The sequence below is a fragment of the Salarchaeum japonicum genome (assembly GCF_049705945.1).
In the GTDB taxonomy this organism is placed as follows: Archaea; Halobacteriota; Halobacteria; order Halobacteriales; family Halobacteriaceae; genus Salarchaeum; species Salarchaeum japonicum_A.
The window spans coordinates 1148909-1165552 of sequence record NZ_JBNAMV010000004.1 but is presented as its reverse complement, the minus strand read 5'-3'; the positions used below and the strand labels follow the sequence as shown (position 1 = coordinate 1165552).

17 protein-coding genes are annotated in these 16644 nt (G+C 66.4%); 7 read left to right on the top strand and 10 right to left on the bottom strand.

The window, feature by feature from the left end; genetic code table 11:
- Positions 1 to 26: 26 nt before the first annotated feature.
- Together ACOZ4O_RS07955 and ACOZ4O_RS07950 are read right to left on the bottom strand one after the other, a co-directional pair.
- Positions 27 to 1496 (bottom strand): MATE family efflux transporter, encoded by a 1470-nt coding sequence (locus ACOZ4O_RS07955; RefSeq protein WP_424524773.1) that lies wholly within the window; start codon positions 1494 to 1496, stop codon positions 27 to 29.
- Positions 1497 to 1548: 52 nt separating this feature from the next.
- Complete coding sequence (locus tag ACOZ4O_RS07950; RefSeq protein WP_424524772.1) at positions 1549 to 3273, bottom strand: DNA-directed DNA polymerase II small subunit; 1725 nt, start codon at positions 3271 to 3273, stop codon at positions 1549 to 1551.
- 146 nt (positions 3274 to 3419) lie between these two features.
- On the opposite strand from ACOZ4O_RS07950, the gene ACOZ4O_RS07945 reads away from it, so the two are divergent.
- Positions 3420 to 4106: a S26 family signal peptidase gene (locus tag ACOZ4O_RS07945; protein ID WP_424524771.1), complete on the top strand. Its 687-nt coding sequence runs from the start codon at positions 3420 to 3422 to the stop codon at positions 4104 to 4106.
- Positions 4107 to 4121: 15 nt separating this feature from the next.
- On the opposite strand, the gene ACOZ4O_RS07940 is transcribed toward ACOZ4O_RS07945, so the two are convergent.
- Complete coding sequence (locus ACOZ4O_RS07940; RefSeq protein WP_424524770.1) at positions 4122 to 5600, bottom strand: Cdc6/Cdc18 family protein; 1479 nt, start codon at positions 5598 to 5600, stop codon at positions 4122 to 4124.
- A gap of 953 nt (positions 5601 to 6553) precedes the next feature.
- On the opposite strand from ACOZ4O_RS07940, the gene ACOZ4O_RS07935 reads away from it, so the two are divergent.
- Genes ACOZ4O_RS07935 through ACOZ4O_RS07925 form a run of 3 tightly spaced genes read left to right on the top strand, consistent with a single transcriptional unit; the run spans position 6554 to position 8360 of the window.
- On the top strand, positions 6554 to 7201 hold the full coding sequence (locus tag ACOZ4O_RS07935) for an Era-like GTP-binding protein (RefSeq protein ID WP_424524769.1): 648 nt from the start codon (positions 6554 to 6556) through the stop codon (positions 7199 to 7201).
- A 6-nt stretch (positions 7202 to 7207) separates the two neighbouring features.
- On the top strand, positions 7208 to 7588 hold the full coding sequence (locus ACOZ4O_RS07930) for a DUF2073 domain-containing protein (RefSeq protein ID WP_424524768.1): 381 nt from the start codon (positions 7208 to 7210) through the stop codon (positions 7586 to 7588).
- A 1-nt stretch (position 7589) separates the two neighbouring features.
- Entirely contained in the window at positions 7590 to 8360 is a 771-nt protein-coding gene (locus ACOZ4O_RS07925) for an OapC/ArvC family zinc-ribbon domain-containing protein (protein WP_424524767.1), read from the top strand.
- Here the strand turns inward: ACOZ4O_RS07925 and ACOZ4O_RS07920 are convergent.
- Entirely contained in the window at positions 8357 to 8737 is a 381-nt protein-coding gene (locus tag ACOZ4O_RS07920; protein WP_424524766.1) for a hypothetical protein, read from the bottom strand. The genes ACOZ4O_RS07925 and ACOZ4O_RS07920 overlap by 4 nt on opposite strands.
- A 108-nt stretch (positions 8738 to 8845) precedes the next feature.
- On the opposite strand from ACOZ4O_RS07920, the gene ACOZ4O_RS07915 reads away from it, so the two are divergent.
- Both ACOZ4O_RS07915 and ACOZ4O_RS07910 read left to right on the top strand, forming a co-directional pair.
- On the top strand, positions 8846 to 10030 hold the full coding sequence (locus ACOZ4O_RS07915) for an aspartate kinase (RefSeq protein WP_424524765.1): 1185 nt from the start codon (positions 8846 to 8848) through the stop codon (positions 10028 to 10030).
- Positions 10031 to 10182: 152 nt separating this feature from the next.
- Positions 10183 to 10638 carry an RDD family protein gene (locus tag ACOZ4O_RS07910; RefSeq protein WP_424524764.1) on the top strand — a complete coding sequence of 152 codons (456 nt, stop codon included), beginning with the start codon at positions 10183 to 10185 and terminating at the stop codon, positions 10636 to 10638.
- Here ACOZ4O_RS07910 and ACOZ4O_RS07905 read toward each other — a convergent pair.
- The 6 genes from ACOZ4O_RS07905 to ACOZ4O_RS07880 form a co-directional block, all read right to left on the bottom strand.
- The gene (locus tag ACOZ4O_RS07905) at positions 10635 to 11435 is read right to left on the bottom strand and encodes an aldo/keto reductase (RefSeq protein WP_424524763.1); all 801 of its coding nucleotides are present in this window, start codon (positions 11433 to 11435) and stop codon (positions 10635 to 10637) included. The two genes, ACOZ4O_RS07910 and ACOZ4O_RS07905, sit on opposite strands and share 4 nt — an antisense overlap.
- Before the next feature lie 38 nt (positions 11436 to 11473).
- Positions 11474 to 12163 (bottom strand): metallophosphoesterase family protein, encoded by a 690-nt coding sequence (locus ACOZ4O_RS07900; protein ID WP_424524762.1) that lies wholly within the window; start codon positions 12161 to 12163, stop codon positions 11474 to 11476.
- Between the two features lie 24 nt (positions 12164 to 12187).
- On the bottom strand, positions 12188 to 12760 hold the full coding sequence (locus ACOZ4O_RS07895) for an IMP cyclohydrolase (RefSeq protein ID WP_424524761.1): 573 nt from the start codon (positions 12758 to 12760) through the stop codon (positions 12188 to 12190).
- A gap of 281 nt (positions 12761 to 13041) precedes the next feature.
- Positions 13042 to 13410, bottom strand: a complete 369-nt coding sequence (locus tag ACOZ4O_RS07890; protein WP_424524760.1) for a hypothetical protein — start codon at positions 13408 to 13410, stop codon at positions 13042 to 13044.
- Between the two features lie 38 nt (positions 13411 to 13448).
- Complete coding sequence (gene cgi121, locus ACOZ4O_RS07885; protein WP_424524759.1) at positions 13449 to 13937, bottom strand: KEOPS complex subunit Cgi121; 489 nt, start codon at positions 13935 to 13937, stop codon at positions 13449 to 13451.
- Positions 13934 to 16174 carry an ATP-dependent DNA helicase gene (locus ACOZ4O_RS07880; protein ID WP_424524758.1) on the bottom strand — a complete coding sequence of 747 codons (2241 nt, stop codon included), beginning with the start codon at positions 16172 to 16174 and terminating at the stop codon, positions 13934 to 13936. The genes cgi121 and ACOZ4O_RS07880 overlap by 4 nt, the downstream gene beginning before the upstream one ends.
- A gap of 56 nt (positions 16175 to 16230) precedes the next feature.
- Here ACOZ4O_RS07880 and ACOZ4O_RS07875 point away from each other — a divergent pair, with 56 nt between their 5' ends.
- The gene (locus tag ACOZ4O_RS07875) at positions 16231 to 16641 is read left to right on the top strand and encodes a Rieske (2Fe-2S) protein (RefSeq protein WP_424524757.1); all 411 of its coding nucleotides are present in this window, start codon (positions 16231 to 16233) and stop codon (positions 16639 to 16641) included.
- Positions 16642 to 16644 lie beyond the last annotated feature (3 nt).

Sequence of the window (16644 nt, the reverse complement as noted above, 5' to 3'; positions counted from 1 at the left end):
CGTTACGGGGCCGCGTCCCACTTAAATCAGGTCGTTTGGTTCGTGGCGCGCGCGCCGATCTCGCGCCACTTCCCGGAGCGAAAGCGCACGAAGTTCACGGCGGCGCGCGTGTACATGTCGGCGACGATGGCGACGTAAATGGCGGGGAGCGCCCAGCCGAGTCCGGGCGTGAGCGTGACGCCAAGCAGGGGGACGGTGACCGCGAACGTCGCGGGGAGCGCGGCGAACGCGATGGGGAGTCGGACCACGTACGTGCTGAGGAGGCCGCCGTAGAACGGCCACGAGGTGTCGCCCGCGCCGCGGAGGCCGCCGCGGAGGGTGCGGGAGACGCTGAACGCGGCGACGCCGAGGCCGAACACGCGGATGAAGGTGACGGTGAGGTCGAGGTCGGCGGCGTCGAACGCGGCGGCGATGGGGCGGGCGGCGGCGAAGATGGCGACGGCGATGATGAGCTGGGTGACGAGCGCGATGCGGAGGGTCTGCCAGCCGTATTCGGCGGCCTCGTCGCCTTGGCCCGCGCCGATGGCCTGCCCGACGAGCGTCGAGGACGCCGTGGAGTACCCCCACGCGGGCATCAGCGCGAGGAGCATGACGCGGCGGCCGATGGCGTACGCGGCGACGACTTCGCTGCCGAGCACGGCGAGCACGAACAGGAACGGGAACCGGCCGAACGTCCGGGAGAGCCGGGTGCCGGCGAGCGGGACGGCGACGCGGACGATTTCGCTCGCAATACTCCAGTCCCACTGTTTCCCGCCGAGGTGGAGTTGGACGCTGTACCGTCCGGAGACGAGGAGGACGAAGAAGATGCCGGCGGCGAGCGCGTTCGCGACCGCGGTGCCGATGGCGGCGCCGGCGACGCCGAGCGCGGGGAAGCCGAGCAGGCCGAAGATGAGGACGGCGTTGACGACGATGTTCGTCGGGAGCGTGAGCAGGCGGACGTACATCGGGGTTCGGGTGTCGCCCGCGCCCGCGAGCGCCCGGGCCGCAATCATTCCCCAGAACCGGAACGCGACGGACAGCATCACGATTTGGAGGTAGACCGCGCCCTCCTCGATGGCGACCGGGTCGTTCGTGAGGAGGTCTATCATCGGTTCCGCGTACACCCAGGTCAGGGCGGTGATTGGGACGGAGAGGAGGACGGAGAGCCAGAGCGACTGCTTGATGGCGAAGTCGGCCCTGCGGTGGCGGTCAGCGCCCTTCAATCGGGAGACGACGCTGATGGTTCCGGAGGTGAGCGCGAGCGCCAACCCGAACGGGATGAAGTAGTACTGGAACCCGAATTCGAGCGCGGCGACCGCGCTCCCGCCGGCGGCGACGCTCACCATGAAGAAGTCCGCGGTCCGCAGGAGCGTGCGCAGGCCGCCCGTGACCATCGCGGGGACTGCGAGGTCGAACGCCTCCTCGCCCTTCTCGCGGTCGAGGAACCCGATTCGCGCGAGGAGGACGGGGAAGGCGTAGAGGACGGCGGTGAGCCGGCGGAACGCGGCGCGTAACACGGCGGGCGTTCTCGGCGCGCACAAAAGGAGTTTCGGCAGCCGGCAAACGCGTTTAGTTCTCGAACTTGCGGACGGTCACGTCGAGCGTGTCGAGGTCGAGGATGGGCGCGGTCGCCACGTCCGGGTCGATGTTGACGGACTTCTGGAACTCGGTCTGCTCCTGCCAGCACCCCGAGTTCACGAGGCGGACGTTGTTGTACGTCCCGACGCCGAGCTTGTGGACGTGGCCCGTATGGAACACGTCGGGCACGTCGTCCATGACGAGGTAGTCCTTCTCCTCCGGCGCGACGCGGAGGCGGCCGCCGTACTGGGGGGCGACGTGGCGCTTCCGGAGGAGTTTCTCCATCGCTCGGTGTGGCGCCTGGTAGGAGACGGACTCGCTCGGGTGTTCGGCGATGACCTCGTCGATGCTGACGCCGTGGTACATCAGGACGTTCACGCCCTCGACGGTCACCGTGCTGGGGTTTCCGGTGATGCGGGCGTCGTGCGCGCTCATGATGTCGCGGAGTTCCTCGTCGAACGCCGGCTGGGGTTCCGCGAGCCGGACCGCGTCGTGGTTCCCCGGAATCATCACGATCTCCATGTCTCCGGGGACCTGCTTGAGTTTCTCCGCGAACGCCTCGTACTGCTCGTAGATGTCGACGATGTCGAGCTCGTCGTCCTGATTCGGGTAGACGCCGACGCCCTCGACCATGTCGCCCGCGATGAGGAGGTACTCGACGTGTTCGGCTTCCTCGGTGTGAAGCCAGCGCGCGAACGATTCCCAGGCGTAGTCCGCGAACTCCTGGCTGCCGACGTGCACGTCGCTGATGAGTGCGGCCTGCACGTGGCGGTCGGCGGTGTTCGGCTCGTACGTCCGCGGGACGTCGGGGAAGTGCAGCGAGTCCACGAAGAGGATGCCGCCGTCCTGTGCGAGCGACCCCTCGACGGCGATGACCTCGTCCAAGAGGAGTTCGTCGACGTGCGCGGCGATGTCCCGGTCCTTCATGACGAGCGCGGGGAAGACGCCGTTCGTGTCCTCCAGTTCGATGAGCCAGTGACCGCTCGCGGTGGAGCGGATGTCGTTCACCATCCCGACGATGGCGGCCTCGCTCCCGCCGCCCATCGATTCGAGCGCGTTCGTCGGCCGGTGGTTCACGCGCCCGCGGAGTTTCGAGGAGAGCCGGTCGTAGCGGTCGCGGAACACGGAGACGAAGTCGCCGTAGTCGCCGGTTCCGGTGGACTGGCCCGTGATGTCGTTCGCGACACGCACCTCGTGCAACGTCTCGTCCACCGCACGCTCGAACTCTCCGATAGAATCCGCGTCCAGCGCATCCGAAACGCCAGTTGACCCCTCACTAACCCCCTTTGTTTCGGGTGCAGAACCACTAGCCTTACTCGAGGAAGTTGTTTTCTCGCTTCCACTCGAAATAGTGGGTTCGGAAGGGTTGTCGTCGGTGTGGTCTGTGGTGTGGTCAGCGGCATCCGGAGCGTTCTGTTCGGCAGTATCCGCGGTGTCGTCCGCGGCGGTGGGCGACGCGGCGTCGGTGGACGGCCCGGGGCGGTCGTTCCTGGCTCCGGATGCGTCGGCGGCCTCGTCATCGCCGCGAGCCTTGAGGGCGTCGCGGACCTGCGCGGCGGAGATGGTGAGCACGTCCGCGGGGGCGTGCTCGACGACGTGCTCGACGGCGCGCGCGGGGTCGGGTTCGTCCGCGAGCAGGGTCACGGCGTCCCGGTCCGCGTTGTAGCCGTGGCTCGTGAGTTCCCGAACGACCACGACCGGCGTCGAGTTCGGCACACTCACTCGGGAGGGGGGACGCGAGCAAAAGCCCTGCGGTGGACGTGGGCGTGAGCGGCGTGCCGGACGGTGTCCCGGAGTACCCGCAAGTCGGAGACGACCGGACCGGCGGGGCTTTTGTCCCCCGGGCGCATCGTCCGTTCTGTATGGCCGACGACGACGCGCCGGACCCGCGACGAAGCCCCACGGACGCCGTCCGGTGGGTGTTCCGGACGAACAACGAGTTCGTCGTGTTCCTGCGAGAAATGGTGTCGAGCGCGCTCGCCGTCCTCCTCGTCGGCATGCTGTTGTTCAGCGTGAGCGGACTGTGGCCGCCGCTGGTCGCCGTCGAATCCGGGAGCATGGAGCCGCACATGCAGCGCGGCGACCTCGTGTTCGTCGTCGAGGAACACCGGTTCGCGGGCGACATGGGGTACGCGGACACCGGCGTCATCACCCACGAGATAGCCGAAGACGTGGACTACCAGCGCTTCGGCGGCTACGGCGACGTGCTCGTCTACCAGCGCGACGGCCGGAGCGGCGCCACCCCCATCATCCACCGCGCGCGGTTCTGGGTCGCGGACGGCGAGAACTGGTACGACAGAGCCGACCCCGAGTACGTCGACGGCAACAGCTGTGCGGCGATATCGAACTGTCCCGCGCCCCACGCCGGGTTCGTCACGAAGGGCGACAACAACCAGTACTACGACCAGGTGAACGGCATCAGCAGTCCCGTCAAGCCAGAGTGGGTGCAGGGGCGCGCGCAGTTCCGAGTGCCGTGGCTCGGGTACGTTCGCCTCATCTTCTCCGGCGAGGCCACTGTCGGTGAAGCGGTGACCGAACTCGTCTCGTAGAACAGGTATTCGAGGTTACTCGTTGTCGAAGCGCGCCTGCACGAACGGCGTGACGTTCTCCACGTCCCCCAACCGAGAGTCGGCTTCGAGGACGGCTTCCGTCTCCTCGACGGGCACGGAGAGACTGATTTCTTTCGTGCGGCCGTAGCGGCCCTTCGAGACGACGACGGCGTTCACGATGCCGAGCATGTCGAGTTCGCTGATGAGGTCGGTCACCCGGCGCTGGGTGAGCACGTCGGCGTCGATCTCGTCGCAGAGACGCTTGTAGATGTTGTACACTTCGCCCGTGTTGATGTTGTGCACGCCGTGTTTTTCGAGGACGAGGATGGCGTAGAGGACGAGTTTCGACTGCGTGGGGAGGGTGCGGACGACCTCGACGACGCGGTCGAGTTCGATCTTGTCCTGCGCGCGACGCACGTGGGATTCGGTGACGATGTCGGCCTGGTCGCGTTCCGCGAGTTCGCCCGCGGTGCGGAGGAGGTCGAGCGCGCGGCGCGCGTCCCCGTGTTCCTGCGCGGCGAACGCCGCACACAACGGGAGTACGTCCTCGGAGAGCGCGTCCGCCTTGAACGACGTCTCCGAGCGGTGTTCGAGGATGTCGCGGAGCTGGTTCGCGTCGTAGGGCGGGAAGACGATTTCCTCCTCGCCGAGGGAGGACTTGACGCGGGGGTCGAGGAAGTCCGTGAACTTCAGGTCGTTACTGATGCCGATGATGGAGACGCGTGAGTTGTCGAGTTCGGAGTTCATCCGGGAGAGGTTGTAGAGGGTGTCGTCCCCGGATTTCTCGACGAGTTTGTCGATTTCGTCGAGCATGATGACGGCGACGCGTTCGACGTAGTCCACGGCGTCGAAGAACTCCGTGTACACGCGGTCAGTCGGCCATCCGGTCATCGGAACGTCCTCCATCTCCTCGCGGTCGTCGAGCAGGGAGTCGACGCGTTCGACGACTTCCTCGACGGAGTCGAACTCGGTGTCATCGAGTGCGGGCGGGTCGTCGCGGGCGCGTTCGGCGAGGGCTTCGAGTTCGTCCACGCGGTCGTCGACGAACTCGCGGTTCTGCTGGATGAACGTGTTCGCGAGCTGCGCGAGCACGCGATACTGGGTGTCCGTGACCTCGCAGTTGATGTACTCGACCTCGCAGGGAACCTCGTACTTCCGCGAGGTCTTTTCGAGTTCCTGGCTAACGAACTTCGCGGAGGCGGTCTTTCCGGTGCCGGTTTTCCCGTAAATGAGGATGTTCGAGGGGGTTTCTCCGCGGAGCGCGGCGACGAGGATGGTCGCCATGTTGTTGATCTGTTCGTTCCGGTGCGGGAGTTCGTGCGGGGTGTAGGAGGGGCGGAGGACTTCTTTGTTCTCGAAGATGGGTTCGCCGCGGAGGAGGTCGTCGAAGAGGCCGTCCTCGTCGTCTTCGGCGTCCTCGTCGAGAACGTCGTCGATCTCCACGTCGAAGTCGCGCGCCGTGCGTCGGTCGTCCGCCGGTGTGTTGTCATCCATATCTGAATCGTTCACCCCTCTGTTTCAGGTGGAGATGCCCGCGAGGCAGCGAGAACCGGCGTAAGTGAGACCCTGCCGCCGGAATAACGGTGGCCGCCCGTGAGGCGTATGCAGTTGATGCAGATGAAACAATGGAAAGTACAGGAGTTAATAAGTTTCGGTCCAGCGTGCAGACTCCGCGGATACCACGAGAAATCGACAGACAGAGCGGAGATAACCGAAGACAAGAGAGGCGGGACGACGAGAAAGTTGGAGAACCGAGGCGGCACGAGCGTTTCGTTCGGAGAAAGTGCGGACGCAGAACGTCGAGCGCTGACGACCGTTCATCAGGAAATTCTCGCGTGGTGAAGAGTATTCGGAGAACGATTGGATCCAATCGCAGACGAGCCGGTAACTGAACGGAACGGAGCCCCGAGGAGTCGGAGAGCGGGAGCGCGTGAGGGGAGTGCAACGTTCCGATAGTGAGGAGTTATAGTCGGTTCCACCTGAAACGGGTGGGTCCTGGTGTGGGACGGGTCGGACCCCCCCACCCCTTCGTTTCGGGTGGAGATGGGTGATGGGGTGGGTGGGGTTGCGACGAGGTCGCTAGACACGAGAAAGAACTAAGTAAGATACGGAACAACCAAAACCGTACTGCAACAGTAAGAGAAATTTGGATAGGTGTTGTGTTGGTTTCTAGTGGAGTTCTCGCTCGTTCTCCGCCCAGCCCACCCACCGTTCTCCACCGTTCCACTCGAAACAGAGGGGTGGGGGGCAATCGGGAGGGCTCTCACCCAGTCGCTATGGATGGGCTCCCGCCCTGTCCCAGGTGGTCGTGTTCACCGGGCCAGCTGAACCCCTTCGTTTCGCTTCTACAAACCGCCCGGATGCCGTCCGTCTGACGCGATATCGGCCGTAGGAGTGCGAGTTCTGCGTTAGCCTTACACGTATGGGGGTGCGTAGGAGAGCCAAGGATGGGACTGTTCGCAGACCTCAAAGACAGCATCTCCGGTGTGACGGCGAAGCTCTTCGCCGGTGACGGCGAGGAAGCCAAGCGCATCGGGATATACGGACCACCCAACGCGGGGAAGACGACGCTCGCGAATCGAATCGCGCGCGACTGGACCGGTGACGCCATCGGCCCCGAGAGTCACGTTCCACACGAAACCCGGCGCGCGCGCCGGAAGGAGAACGTCGAAATCGAGCGCAACGGCCGCACCGTCAGCATCGACATCGTCGACACGCCAGGTGTCGCGACGAAGGTCGACTACGAGGAGTTCGTCGAGCACGGCATGGAGAAGGACGAGGCCGTTCGTCGGTCTCGCGAGGCGACCGAGGGCGTCGCCGAGGCGATGCACTGGCTGCGAGAGGACGTGGACGGCGTCATCTACGTGCTCGACGCGACCACGGACCCGTTCACGCAGGTGAACACGATGCTCATCGGCATCATCGAGAGCCGGGACCTTCCCGTTCTCATCCTCGCGAACAAGACCGACCTGGAGGACGCGAACATCCAGCGCATCAAGAACGCGTTCCCCCAGCACGACACCCTCCCGCTCTCCGCACTGGAGGGCGACAACATGGACGAAGTGTACGACGAGATTGCGACAAAATTCGGGTGACACAGGATGCCAGAAATAGAACACGAAGACGGCGTGCAGATCGACTTCATCAGCGGCGAGCGGATGGAGGGAAAGACCTCGATGGAGAAGATCCGGCTCATTCTCGACGGCGTCCACGACGGGAACATCGTGGTGCTCGAACGCGGCCTGAGCCCGGACGAGGAGTCGAAGCTCATCGAAGTGACGATGAGCGAAATCAATCCTGATGGGTTCTCCGGCATCGAAATCGAGTCGTTCCCGCGCTCCGAGACGAACAACGGCGGGTTCCTCAATCGCTTGATGGGGAACAACGAGTCCTCGAAGCTCACGGTCATCGGACCGGCGAACCAGATAAAGTCGCTGCACAAGGACGACACCCTCATCAGCGCGCTCGTCTCCCGCGACTAGGATGCCCCACCAGTGCACGAACTGCGGGCATACGTTCCCCGACGGCTCGAAGGACATGCTGTCGGGCTGCCCGGAGTGTGGCGGAAACAAGTTCCAGTTCCATCCCGACGCCGCGCCCGACGACCCCGAGGAGTCCGCGGAACCGCCGGAGCCGCCAGAACCCGATAGCGGGTCGGTGACGTCCGCGGTCGGCCGCGCAGCCGCGAGCGTCCGCGACACACTCTCCTCGTCGTCCGACAGCGAGGAACCCGACGCCTGGCCCGGCGAGAACCCCGACTCCGATGACGAAACGGACACCGCGTCGGCGGACGCCACAACGGCCGACGCGTCGAGCGACGACGCCGACCCCGTACCCGGTGACATCGAATCGGCGACCAGTGACACCGATTCCGCGACCGGTGACGTAGAAACCGCGAGCGAGGCGGCGGACGCGGACCGCGATATTCCAGAAGACCTTGAGGCGGTGGACGCGGACCGTGAGGACACCGCGCAGGCGGACGCGCGCTCGGAGATGGTGACCTCCGACGACCTGCCGCCGAAACCCGAACGTGAGGGTCGCGTGGTGCAGGAACCGGAGTCGGACGACCGGCCCGATATGGACGAACTCCGCCAGGAACTGAACAGTCAGTTCGAGTCCATCAAGGTCGTCGCGCCCGGGCAGTACGAACTCAACCTCATGGAGCTGTACGACCGCGAGGAGTACATCATCGCGCTCCAGGAGAACGGCCGGTACGTCATCGAGGTCCCCGAGTCTTGGCGCGAGGAGGACTAATCGTACCTGTATCGGGTCGTCTTCTCGCCTGCGAACCGCGGTCCCGGTCCCACGTTCTCGAACCCCTTCGTTTCCACTGCGAACGCGACGCTATCTGCTGATTCTTCGACGAGGAGTTCCACCGGAAGCCCCTCGGTCTCGGCGAACGCCAGCGGCTCGTCGAGCAGTCGCGTCATCGCGTCGCGCTCGCCCGCGAGTCGCGTCACGTGCACCGTGGTGCTGTCGGCGTCGAACGCGACGACACCCACCACGGTTTCGTCTCGAACGGCGACCGAGACGGTGCGCTCGCGTAGCAGGCGGTCCGCGACGCCCGCGGGTTCGCCCAACAGGTCCGAAATCCCTACCCTGTCCGTTTCGACCGCCTCCCTGACGTGCATACGTGACCGTTCGTGTACACGGGCAAAAGTTCCGTGCGACGAAGCCGTTATCTTCGTGCCCGCGCAACCACGGGCTATGAACGCTCTGAGTCACGTGGAGGCGTCGCGATGCGCGTCGTAGCTAAGTTCGGCGGAACGAGCCTCGGAAGCGGGGAGCGCATCGAGCGCGCCGCCGCCTCCATCGCCGCCGCCGTCGACGCGGGCCACGAGGTCGCGGTCGTCGCGTCCGCGATGGGTGATACGACGGACGAACTCCTCGACGACATCACGTTCGAGGCGGAGTCCGCGGACCGCGCGGAAATCGTCTCGATGGGCGAACGCACGTCCGTTCGAATGCTGAAGGCCGCGCTCGCGTCCCGCGGCGTGAACGCGGTGTTCCTCGAACCCGGCCATCCGGACTGGCCGGTCGTCACGAACAGCCGCGGCGAGGTCAACATCGAGGAGACGCAGAAGCGCGCAAAATCGCTCGCCGAAGAACTCGACGACGCCGTTCCCGTCATCACGGGCTTCCTCGCGGAAGACCTGGAGGGGAACGTCACGACGCTCGGCCGCGGCGGCAGCGACACCACGGCCGTGATGCTCGGCCGATACCTCGACGCGGACGAAGTCGTCATCGTCACCGACGTGGAGGGCATCATGACGGGCGACCCACGAGTCGTCGAGGGCGCGCGGAACGTCGGCGAAATCACCGTGGACGAACTCAGAAACCTCTCCTTCCGCGGCGCGGAGGTCGTCGCGCCGAGCGCGCTCTCGTACAAGGACGAGGACCTCGAAGTCCGCGTCGTCCACTACCAGCACGGCGACCTGCTCTCCGGCGGCACCCGCATCGAGGGCCGGTTCGAGAACATCATCGACATGCGCGAACAGCCGCTCGCGTGCCTCACCGTCGCGGGCCGCGCGATGCGGAACAAACCCGGCATCATGTCTCGGCTCTCTACGGCGCTCTCCGAGGCCGACATCAACGTCGACGCGGTCGCCTCCGGCATGGATTCGATGACGTTCTACGTGAACGCCGAACTCGCCGAGGAAGCCGAGAACGTCCTCCACCGCGAGGTCATCGAGGACGACACGCTCTCCAGCGTCACCGTCTCCGACGACGTCGCCGTCATCCGCGTGCTCGGCGGCGAACTCCCGAACCAGCCCGGCGTCATCCAGCGAATCGTCGACCCCATCGCTGACGCCCGCATCAACCTCCACGACGTCATCACGTCCGCCACCTCCGTCGCGCTCTTCGTCGACTGGAACGACCGCGACGACGTCCTCGATATCATTCAAGAACTGTTCGCGGAGTAGGAGACGGCGAAGCCCTCTCCGAACACGCGAGCGGGGAGGAACGACCCGCGAGCGGGCGGCGCCGAAATCCGCGTCTGCGGTCAACCCAGTGTGCGACCGCTCCGGTGTTTCGTGTGGAAACGACTTTCCGTCTCTTCGCCGTGGGTCGCGTAATGGCTGAGACCGACGTCGAGGAGTGTGGGGTCGGGATTCGCGGGGTTGCGTTGGCGGTCGATTCTGTGGTGTGGTTCGCGTTCCTGTTCGTGGCGGTGTACGCGGTTGGGTTCGTGACGGGGGACGTGCAGGTGACCGGGGCGTCCGCGGACGCGGAGCTGTCGGGGCTGGCGGCGCAGGTGGCGTTCCTGCTGTGGCTCGTGCTGTCCATCGAGTACCACGTGCTGCTGGAGTATCGGTACGGGCAGACGATCGGGAAGTACCTCGTGGCGATTCGGGTGGTCGCGGCGGACGGCGGCGACCTGTCGTTACGCGCGGCGACCGTGCGGAACGCTCTCCGTCTGGTGGACGTGCTGCCCGTGTTCTACCTCGTCGGCATCGTCTCCGTCGTGGCGTCGGACCGGAAGCAACGCTTGGGCGACCGGGTCGCGGACACGGTCGTCGTCCGTCCCTAGCTCTCGTTCCAGGGCGCGGCGTCGAAGTCGACGATGCGGTGTTTCTCATCGATGTCGGCGATGCGCGCCATCTCGTCGTCGGTGAGCGTAACGTCTCGGCTTTCGAGGTTCTCGGTGATGTGGTCGGTCGAGGTCGCTTTCGGGACCGCGGCGACGTTTTCGAGGCCGTCGAGCCACGCCAGGCTCACCTGGGCGGGCGTCGCGTCGTGCGCGTCCGCTATCTCCTGAATCACGTCTACGTCGGCGACTTGGTTGCGGGCGATTGGGCAGTACGCGACGAGCCCGTGGTCGTGCTCGCGGGCGTACGCTCGCAGCTCGTCCTGCTGGAGAAGCGGGTGGCATTCGACTTGGTGTGCGAACAGCTCGGGGTCGAGGCGGTCGAGCGCGGCGTCGAGTTGGTCGGGCCGGAAGTTCGAGAGGCCGATGCGGTCGACGACGCCGTCCGCGTGCAGGTCGTTCAGGGCGTCGATGGTCTCCGTCTCGCTGTACGTGTCGAGCGGCCAGTGGACGTAGAGCAGGTCGATGCTGTCGACGCCGAGGCGCGCGGCGGACTCGTGCGCGCTGTCGACGGCGTCCTCGTATTCGAGGTTGTCCGTGGAGAGTTTCGTCGCGACGAACACGTCGTCTCCATCGACGCCGCTGCGTTCGATGCCGCGTCGAACCAACCCCTCGTTCCCGTAGCTCTGCGCGGAGTCGACGTGCCGGTAGCCCGCGTCGAGCGCGGTAGCGACGCTGTCAGCGCATTGGCTGCCCGTGAGTTGGTAGGTTCCGAGGCCGAAGGAGTCGAACTCGCTCATACCGGGTGAAGTCGCGCCCGCCGCCTCAGTGTACCGATTCAGCGTCCTTCTCGGAGGCGGCTCGCCGTCGACTCCGGAAGCCCAGCGTTCCGAACCGCGTCCGCCACCGACTCGATATCGTACTCCACGCGGCGCTCTTCTACCGTGACATCCGCGTCCGCGTCCTTGTCCGCATCCCCGTCCGCCAACTCCACCAGAGCGTACGCGGCCCGTGGGTCGCCGTCACGGGGTTGGCCGACGCTCCCCGGATTGAGGACGACGCCCTCCGGGAACGTCTCGTGCGCCTGCACGTGCGTGTGGCCGAGGACGAGAACGTCTTCTTCCTCCAGGAGGTCGCCAGAGAACTGCTCGGGGTACGTGTAGTGGTCTCGGCGCGTCGGATGGTCGTGCACGACCTTCAGTCGACCGTCGAACAGCACGCGCTCGCGCGGCAACCCCCGAACCCACTCCGCTTGGTCGTCCGTGAGTTCGCGCTTCGCGTGCGTAATTCCCGCGCTCGCCATCCCGTTCCCGTGGAAGTTCGACCCCGTGACTATCTTCCGGTCGTGGTTCCCCATCACCGTCGGCACGTCCCGCTCTCGGAGCGCGTCGACGCACGCCGCTGGCCACGGATTGTAGCCGATGACGTCGCCCGCGCAGACGAGCGCGTCCACGTCCGGCATGTCCTCGAACACGGCGTCGAGCGCCACCCTGTTCGCGTGCACGTCCGAAATCACGCCGACTCGCATACCCGCCCCTTCGACCGCCAGCCCTTACTCGCTATCGGCGAACGCGAACGACACCTCGTCGCCGACGGTGACGCCCGCCGCGCACACCGCGTGCTCGAACCCGGCGTCCAGCACCTCGCGCGCCGCCCCCGCCGCGGTGTCGGCGTCGAGCGCGTACGCCTCCGGGCTGTCCTTCTCGTACGTCGCGACGAGCGTCGGCTCCGCGACCGACCGTACGAGCAGCGCGTCCTTCCGCACGATACCGATGAAGGCCTCGTCAGCACCCACGACGCCCGCGATGCGGGGCGTGTCGTAGTCGTCTTTCTCGTAGTCCAGCGAGAACAACCCCGACACGAGCGCGTCCCGCGCCGGATACCCCATGTCGAGTTTCTCCGTGATCGGGTCGACGTGCGACCCGTTCCCCACCACGGCGCGCCCCCCGGACTCCCGCGCGCAGTTGTACGACACGTACGGGTTCTCCGTCTCCGCCGCGTCCGCCGTCGGCACGACCGTCAACAGGCCGTCGCGCTCCACAACCGTCCGATTCGGGAACGACCGCGACGACACTCGATACGCGCCGACACCCGGACCGACGACCACGAACCGACCAACGTACATACGAAAACGTGCCCACACCACGCAAAAATAGGTGTCGGAGTATGCACGAACGCGGTTCCCGTAGGGGGCGACCGAACCGCCTTCGCAAGGCTAATAAATTCGAGACCCATTCATTCAACTGTAGTCCATTGGGGTAGCTGGCCAATCCTGTTGCCTTCTGGGGGCAACGACTCTGGTTCGAATCCAGAATGGACTACTTCTCTCGCGTCTCACATTCGAGACGGTGTCCTGGGTCCGTCAGACACGCGTCCGCTCTCCGCGGGCGCCGTTTCGACTGGAACTCACTTCTCGCCGTACTTCTCGGACTCCTGTTCTTCGAGCGCGTCGAGTTCGCGTTCGGGGTTGTACTCGTTCTCGTCGCCGTGTTCGCGGCCGGCGGCGCCGGTGAGTTCGCCGAGCACGGCTTCGCGGGCGTCCTCGTGGGTTTCGTACTCCGTGTCTTCGAGGCGGTCGAAGACGTCGCCGAGGGATTCGGTTTCGTTCGGGAGTTCCGACGCGGTTTCGCCGTAGACGGCTTTCATCTCGCTCGGGTTCGTGGGGTAGCTCAGGCCGTCCAGCGTGGCGTCGACGGCTTCGAGGGTCTCTTCGACGCGTTCGGTGCGTTCGTGCTGTCGCTCGCGTGCGTTGTCGGTGACGTCGTCTCGGCTCATAGTCGGATGTTCGACGCGATGGTCAAAAACCGTGGTGGCTACTTCTCGACGTCCAGGAGGGCGACGCGTTCGCGGACGAGGTCCGTGAGGGATGCGTCGGTCGCGGCGCGTTCCGCGTCGGAGATGTCGAAGAAGTCGGTGAGTGCGGGTTCGTCGAGCGAGTCGAGGGTGTCGCGTTCGTCGACGAGCGGTCGGAGTTCGTCGACGGCGGCGGGTTCGTCGCCGCCGTCCACGACGATGACGGCGTCCGTCTCCCCCTCCGCGACCCCCATTTCGAGTGCGCGACGGATCTGTCGGCGGCCGGCGGCGTAGAGGAGGATTTCGACGGCGCGGTCGCGCGCGACGTTCTCGCCGCGGTCGAACGAGCGGTTCGCGTGCCGGACGGCGGTTTCGAGGTGGGGGCGGCCGGCGACGTACGCGGCGTCGAACGCCTGCACCGCGCAGTCGTGGTCGTCCCCGACGGCGCGCAGGGTTTCGACGAACGCGTCCACGTCCGCCACGGTGACGCGGCCCTCGACGGTTCTCATTCGAAGTCACCCAGGCTCGCCTGGCCGTCCTCGTCGCTCATGTCCGCGGTGCGGGCGGCGGCCTCGGCGTCCGCGTCGGCGCGCACGTCCGCCATCGAGGGGTTCTCGTGGCCGACGTTCTCCAGGACGGTTTCGGCGGTTCGGCGGCGTCCGCGGAGCGCGCCGAGGACGACGGGTTTCGCGGCGTTCCGGAGGTCGGCGCGCGTCTCGATGCCGGCCTCGTACAGTCGGCGGGCGCGCTTCCGGCCGACGTTCCGCACGCCCGCGAGGTCGAGCAGTTCCTCGCCGACGCCGTACTCCACGCGCTTTCTGGCGTCCCGAACGGCTTTCGTGTTTCCGTACCCGAGGTCGCCGGCGAGGCGTTCGGCGGCGTTCAACAGCCACTCCGCCGTCTCGACCTTCCCGCGGATGTCGCCGGGGCCGACGCCGTAGCGCTCCGCGATGGTGTCCTCCTCCAGTTCGTTCGCCCAGTCTTCGAGGAGTTTCGCGGTCTTGGTGGCGGCGAGCCAGTCCTCCCACTCGTTCTCCTCGAACTCGCTCGGCATCCGCCCGAGGAACTCCGTTTCGCGCTCGTACGCCACTTCCGTGTACTGTTCGCGGTCTCCGGACCGGAGGTAGAGTCCGTAGAGGTCGGGTGTGCGGGCGACAAGGTGGTAGAGGCCGAACGGCGTCGGGTCGTCGGCGTCTTCCAAGCCGTGGATGAGTTCCGCGGCGCTCATCGGGTCGACGTACAGCCGGCTCACGAGGTGGCCGCTCGACGTGGCTTCGAGGCCGTCGTCGCGCTCCACGAAGTCGTTCGCGACGAGGTAGTCGAGCACGTCGTCGGTCACGGACTCCAGACGCTCCGGGTCGTCCGTCTGCGTCGCGTACAGCGTCCCGGAGAGGAACTCCAGGAGGCCGTCGCGGCTCCGCGCGACCCCGGTTGCGACCGCGGCGAGGACGTGCGTGCGGAGCGCGGGTTCGGCCGCGAGCTTCGACCGCACGGGTTCGGGGTCCGCGTAGATGTATCGGTCGAACAGCTCTTCCAACTCTTCGTGGGTGTTCGCGAGCAGGACGGCTTCGCCGTACGGGTCGAGGCCGGGGCGGCCCGCGCGCCCGAACATCTGGTGGACTTCGAGCACGGACAGCGGCTGCATCCCGCCAGCGTCGCCGTCGTAGCGCTGCCAGTCCCGGACGATGACGCGCCGACTCGGCGTGTTCACGCCGGCGGCGAGCGTCGGCGTCGCCGACACGACCTTCACGAGGCGGTCGCGAAAGGCCTCCTCGACGAGTTCGCGGTGCTCGCGGGCGAGTCCGGCGTGGTGGAACGCCGCGCCGCGCTCCACCGCGTCCGCGAGGTCGTCGCTCGTCTCGGTGTCGCTCACGCCCCGAATCTCCTCGGCGATGTCGTGGAGGGCCTCGCGTTCGTCGCCGTCGAGGTGGTGCCGGCTCACGTCCCCGAGCCGCCCCGCCGCGGACTCGGCGTTCCGCCGCGAGTTCACGAACACGAGCGTCGACCCGCCGTCGTCGAGCGTGTCCTCCACGAGAGCGCTCGTCTGATTCCGGTTCCCGTCCGCGCTGAGTTCGCGCTGGCTGCCGTCGTCGAGGTGGAGCGACTGGCCGTAGTGGACGCCCGTCCGGAGGTCGATGGGTCGCCAGTCGGAGTCCACGAGTTCGGCGTCCAGCCACTCCGCGAGCTCGTCCGCGTTCCCGACCGTCGCGCTCAGTGCGACGACTTGGAGCGACGGGACGCGCTGGCGGAGTTTCGCGAGCGTCACTTCCAGGGTCGGGCCGCGGTGCGCGTCGTCGACGAGGTGGACCTCGTCCGCGACCACGCAGGAGAGGTCGTCCACCCAGTCCGCGCCGTTCCGAATCAGCGAATCCACCTTCTCCGAGGTCGCGACGATGATGTCCTTCGAGCCGAGCCAGTCGCCGTCGCTCTGGTAGTTCCCGGTGGAGACGCCGACGGAGACGCCGTACTCCTCGAACGCCTCGAACTCCCGGGCCTTCTCCCCGGCGAGCGCTCGAAGCGGAACGATGTAGAGGGCTTTTCCGCCGCGCTCGACCGCGGACAGCATCCCGAGTTGTGCGATGAGGGTCTTCCCGCTCGCGGTCGGAACGCTCGCGACGAGGCTCTCGCCCTCGGTGACGCCGGCCTCGACCGCCTCCTCCTGCGGGGGATAGAACTCCTCGATTCCCTCCCCCTCCAGGTAGTCCGTGACGCCCGCGGGGAGGCCGTCGAGGTCCGATGGTCTCATTGCCCGAACGTAGGGCGGTCACGCGGTTTAAAGTATCGTCCTCCCGTCTCACGGGTATGGCGCGTGCGGAACTCACGACGGTCGAAACGGTCCACGACGAGCGCTCCTGGCTTTTCACCGTCGCGGACGACTACGGGAACGAGGAGGAGGTCATTCTACTGCCGTGCGAGGAGTCCGTGGAAGCCTGGGTGAACACGTGCCCCCACGAGTTCCAGCGCTTCGACCGCGGAATGGGCGCGGCGATGCGGGACGGCCAGGTCATCTGTCCGAAACACGGGTCGATGTTCGACACGTGCTCCGGCGACTGCGACAACGGCGAGGCCGCCGGAACGACGCTCGTGGACGTGGGTCTCGCGGTGGACGACGGCACCGTCTACCTCGACGACGAGGACTACGTCTTCCGGCACGAGGGCGGTATCGACGACACCGACGACGGCCCGAGTTCGACCAGCCACCTCTCCTTCTAACCC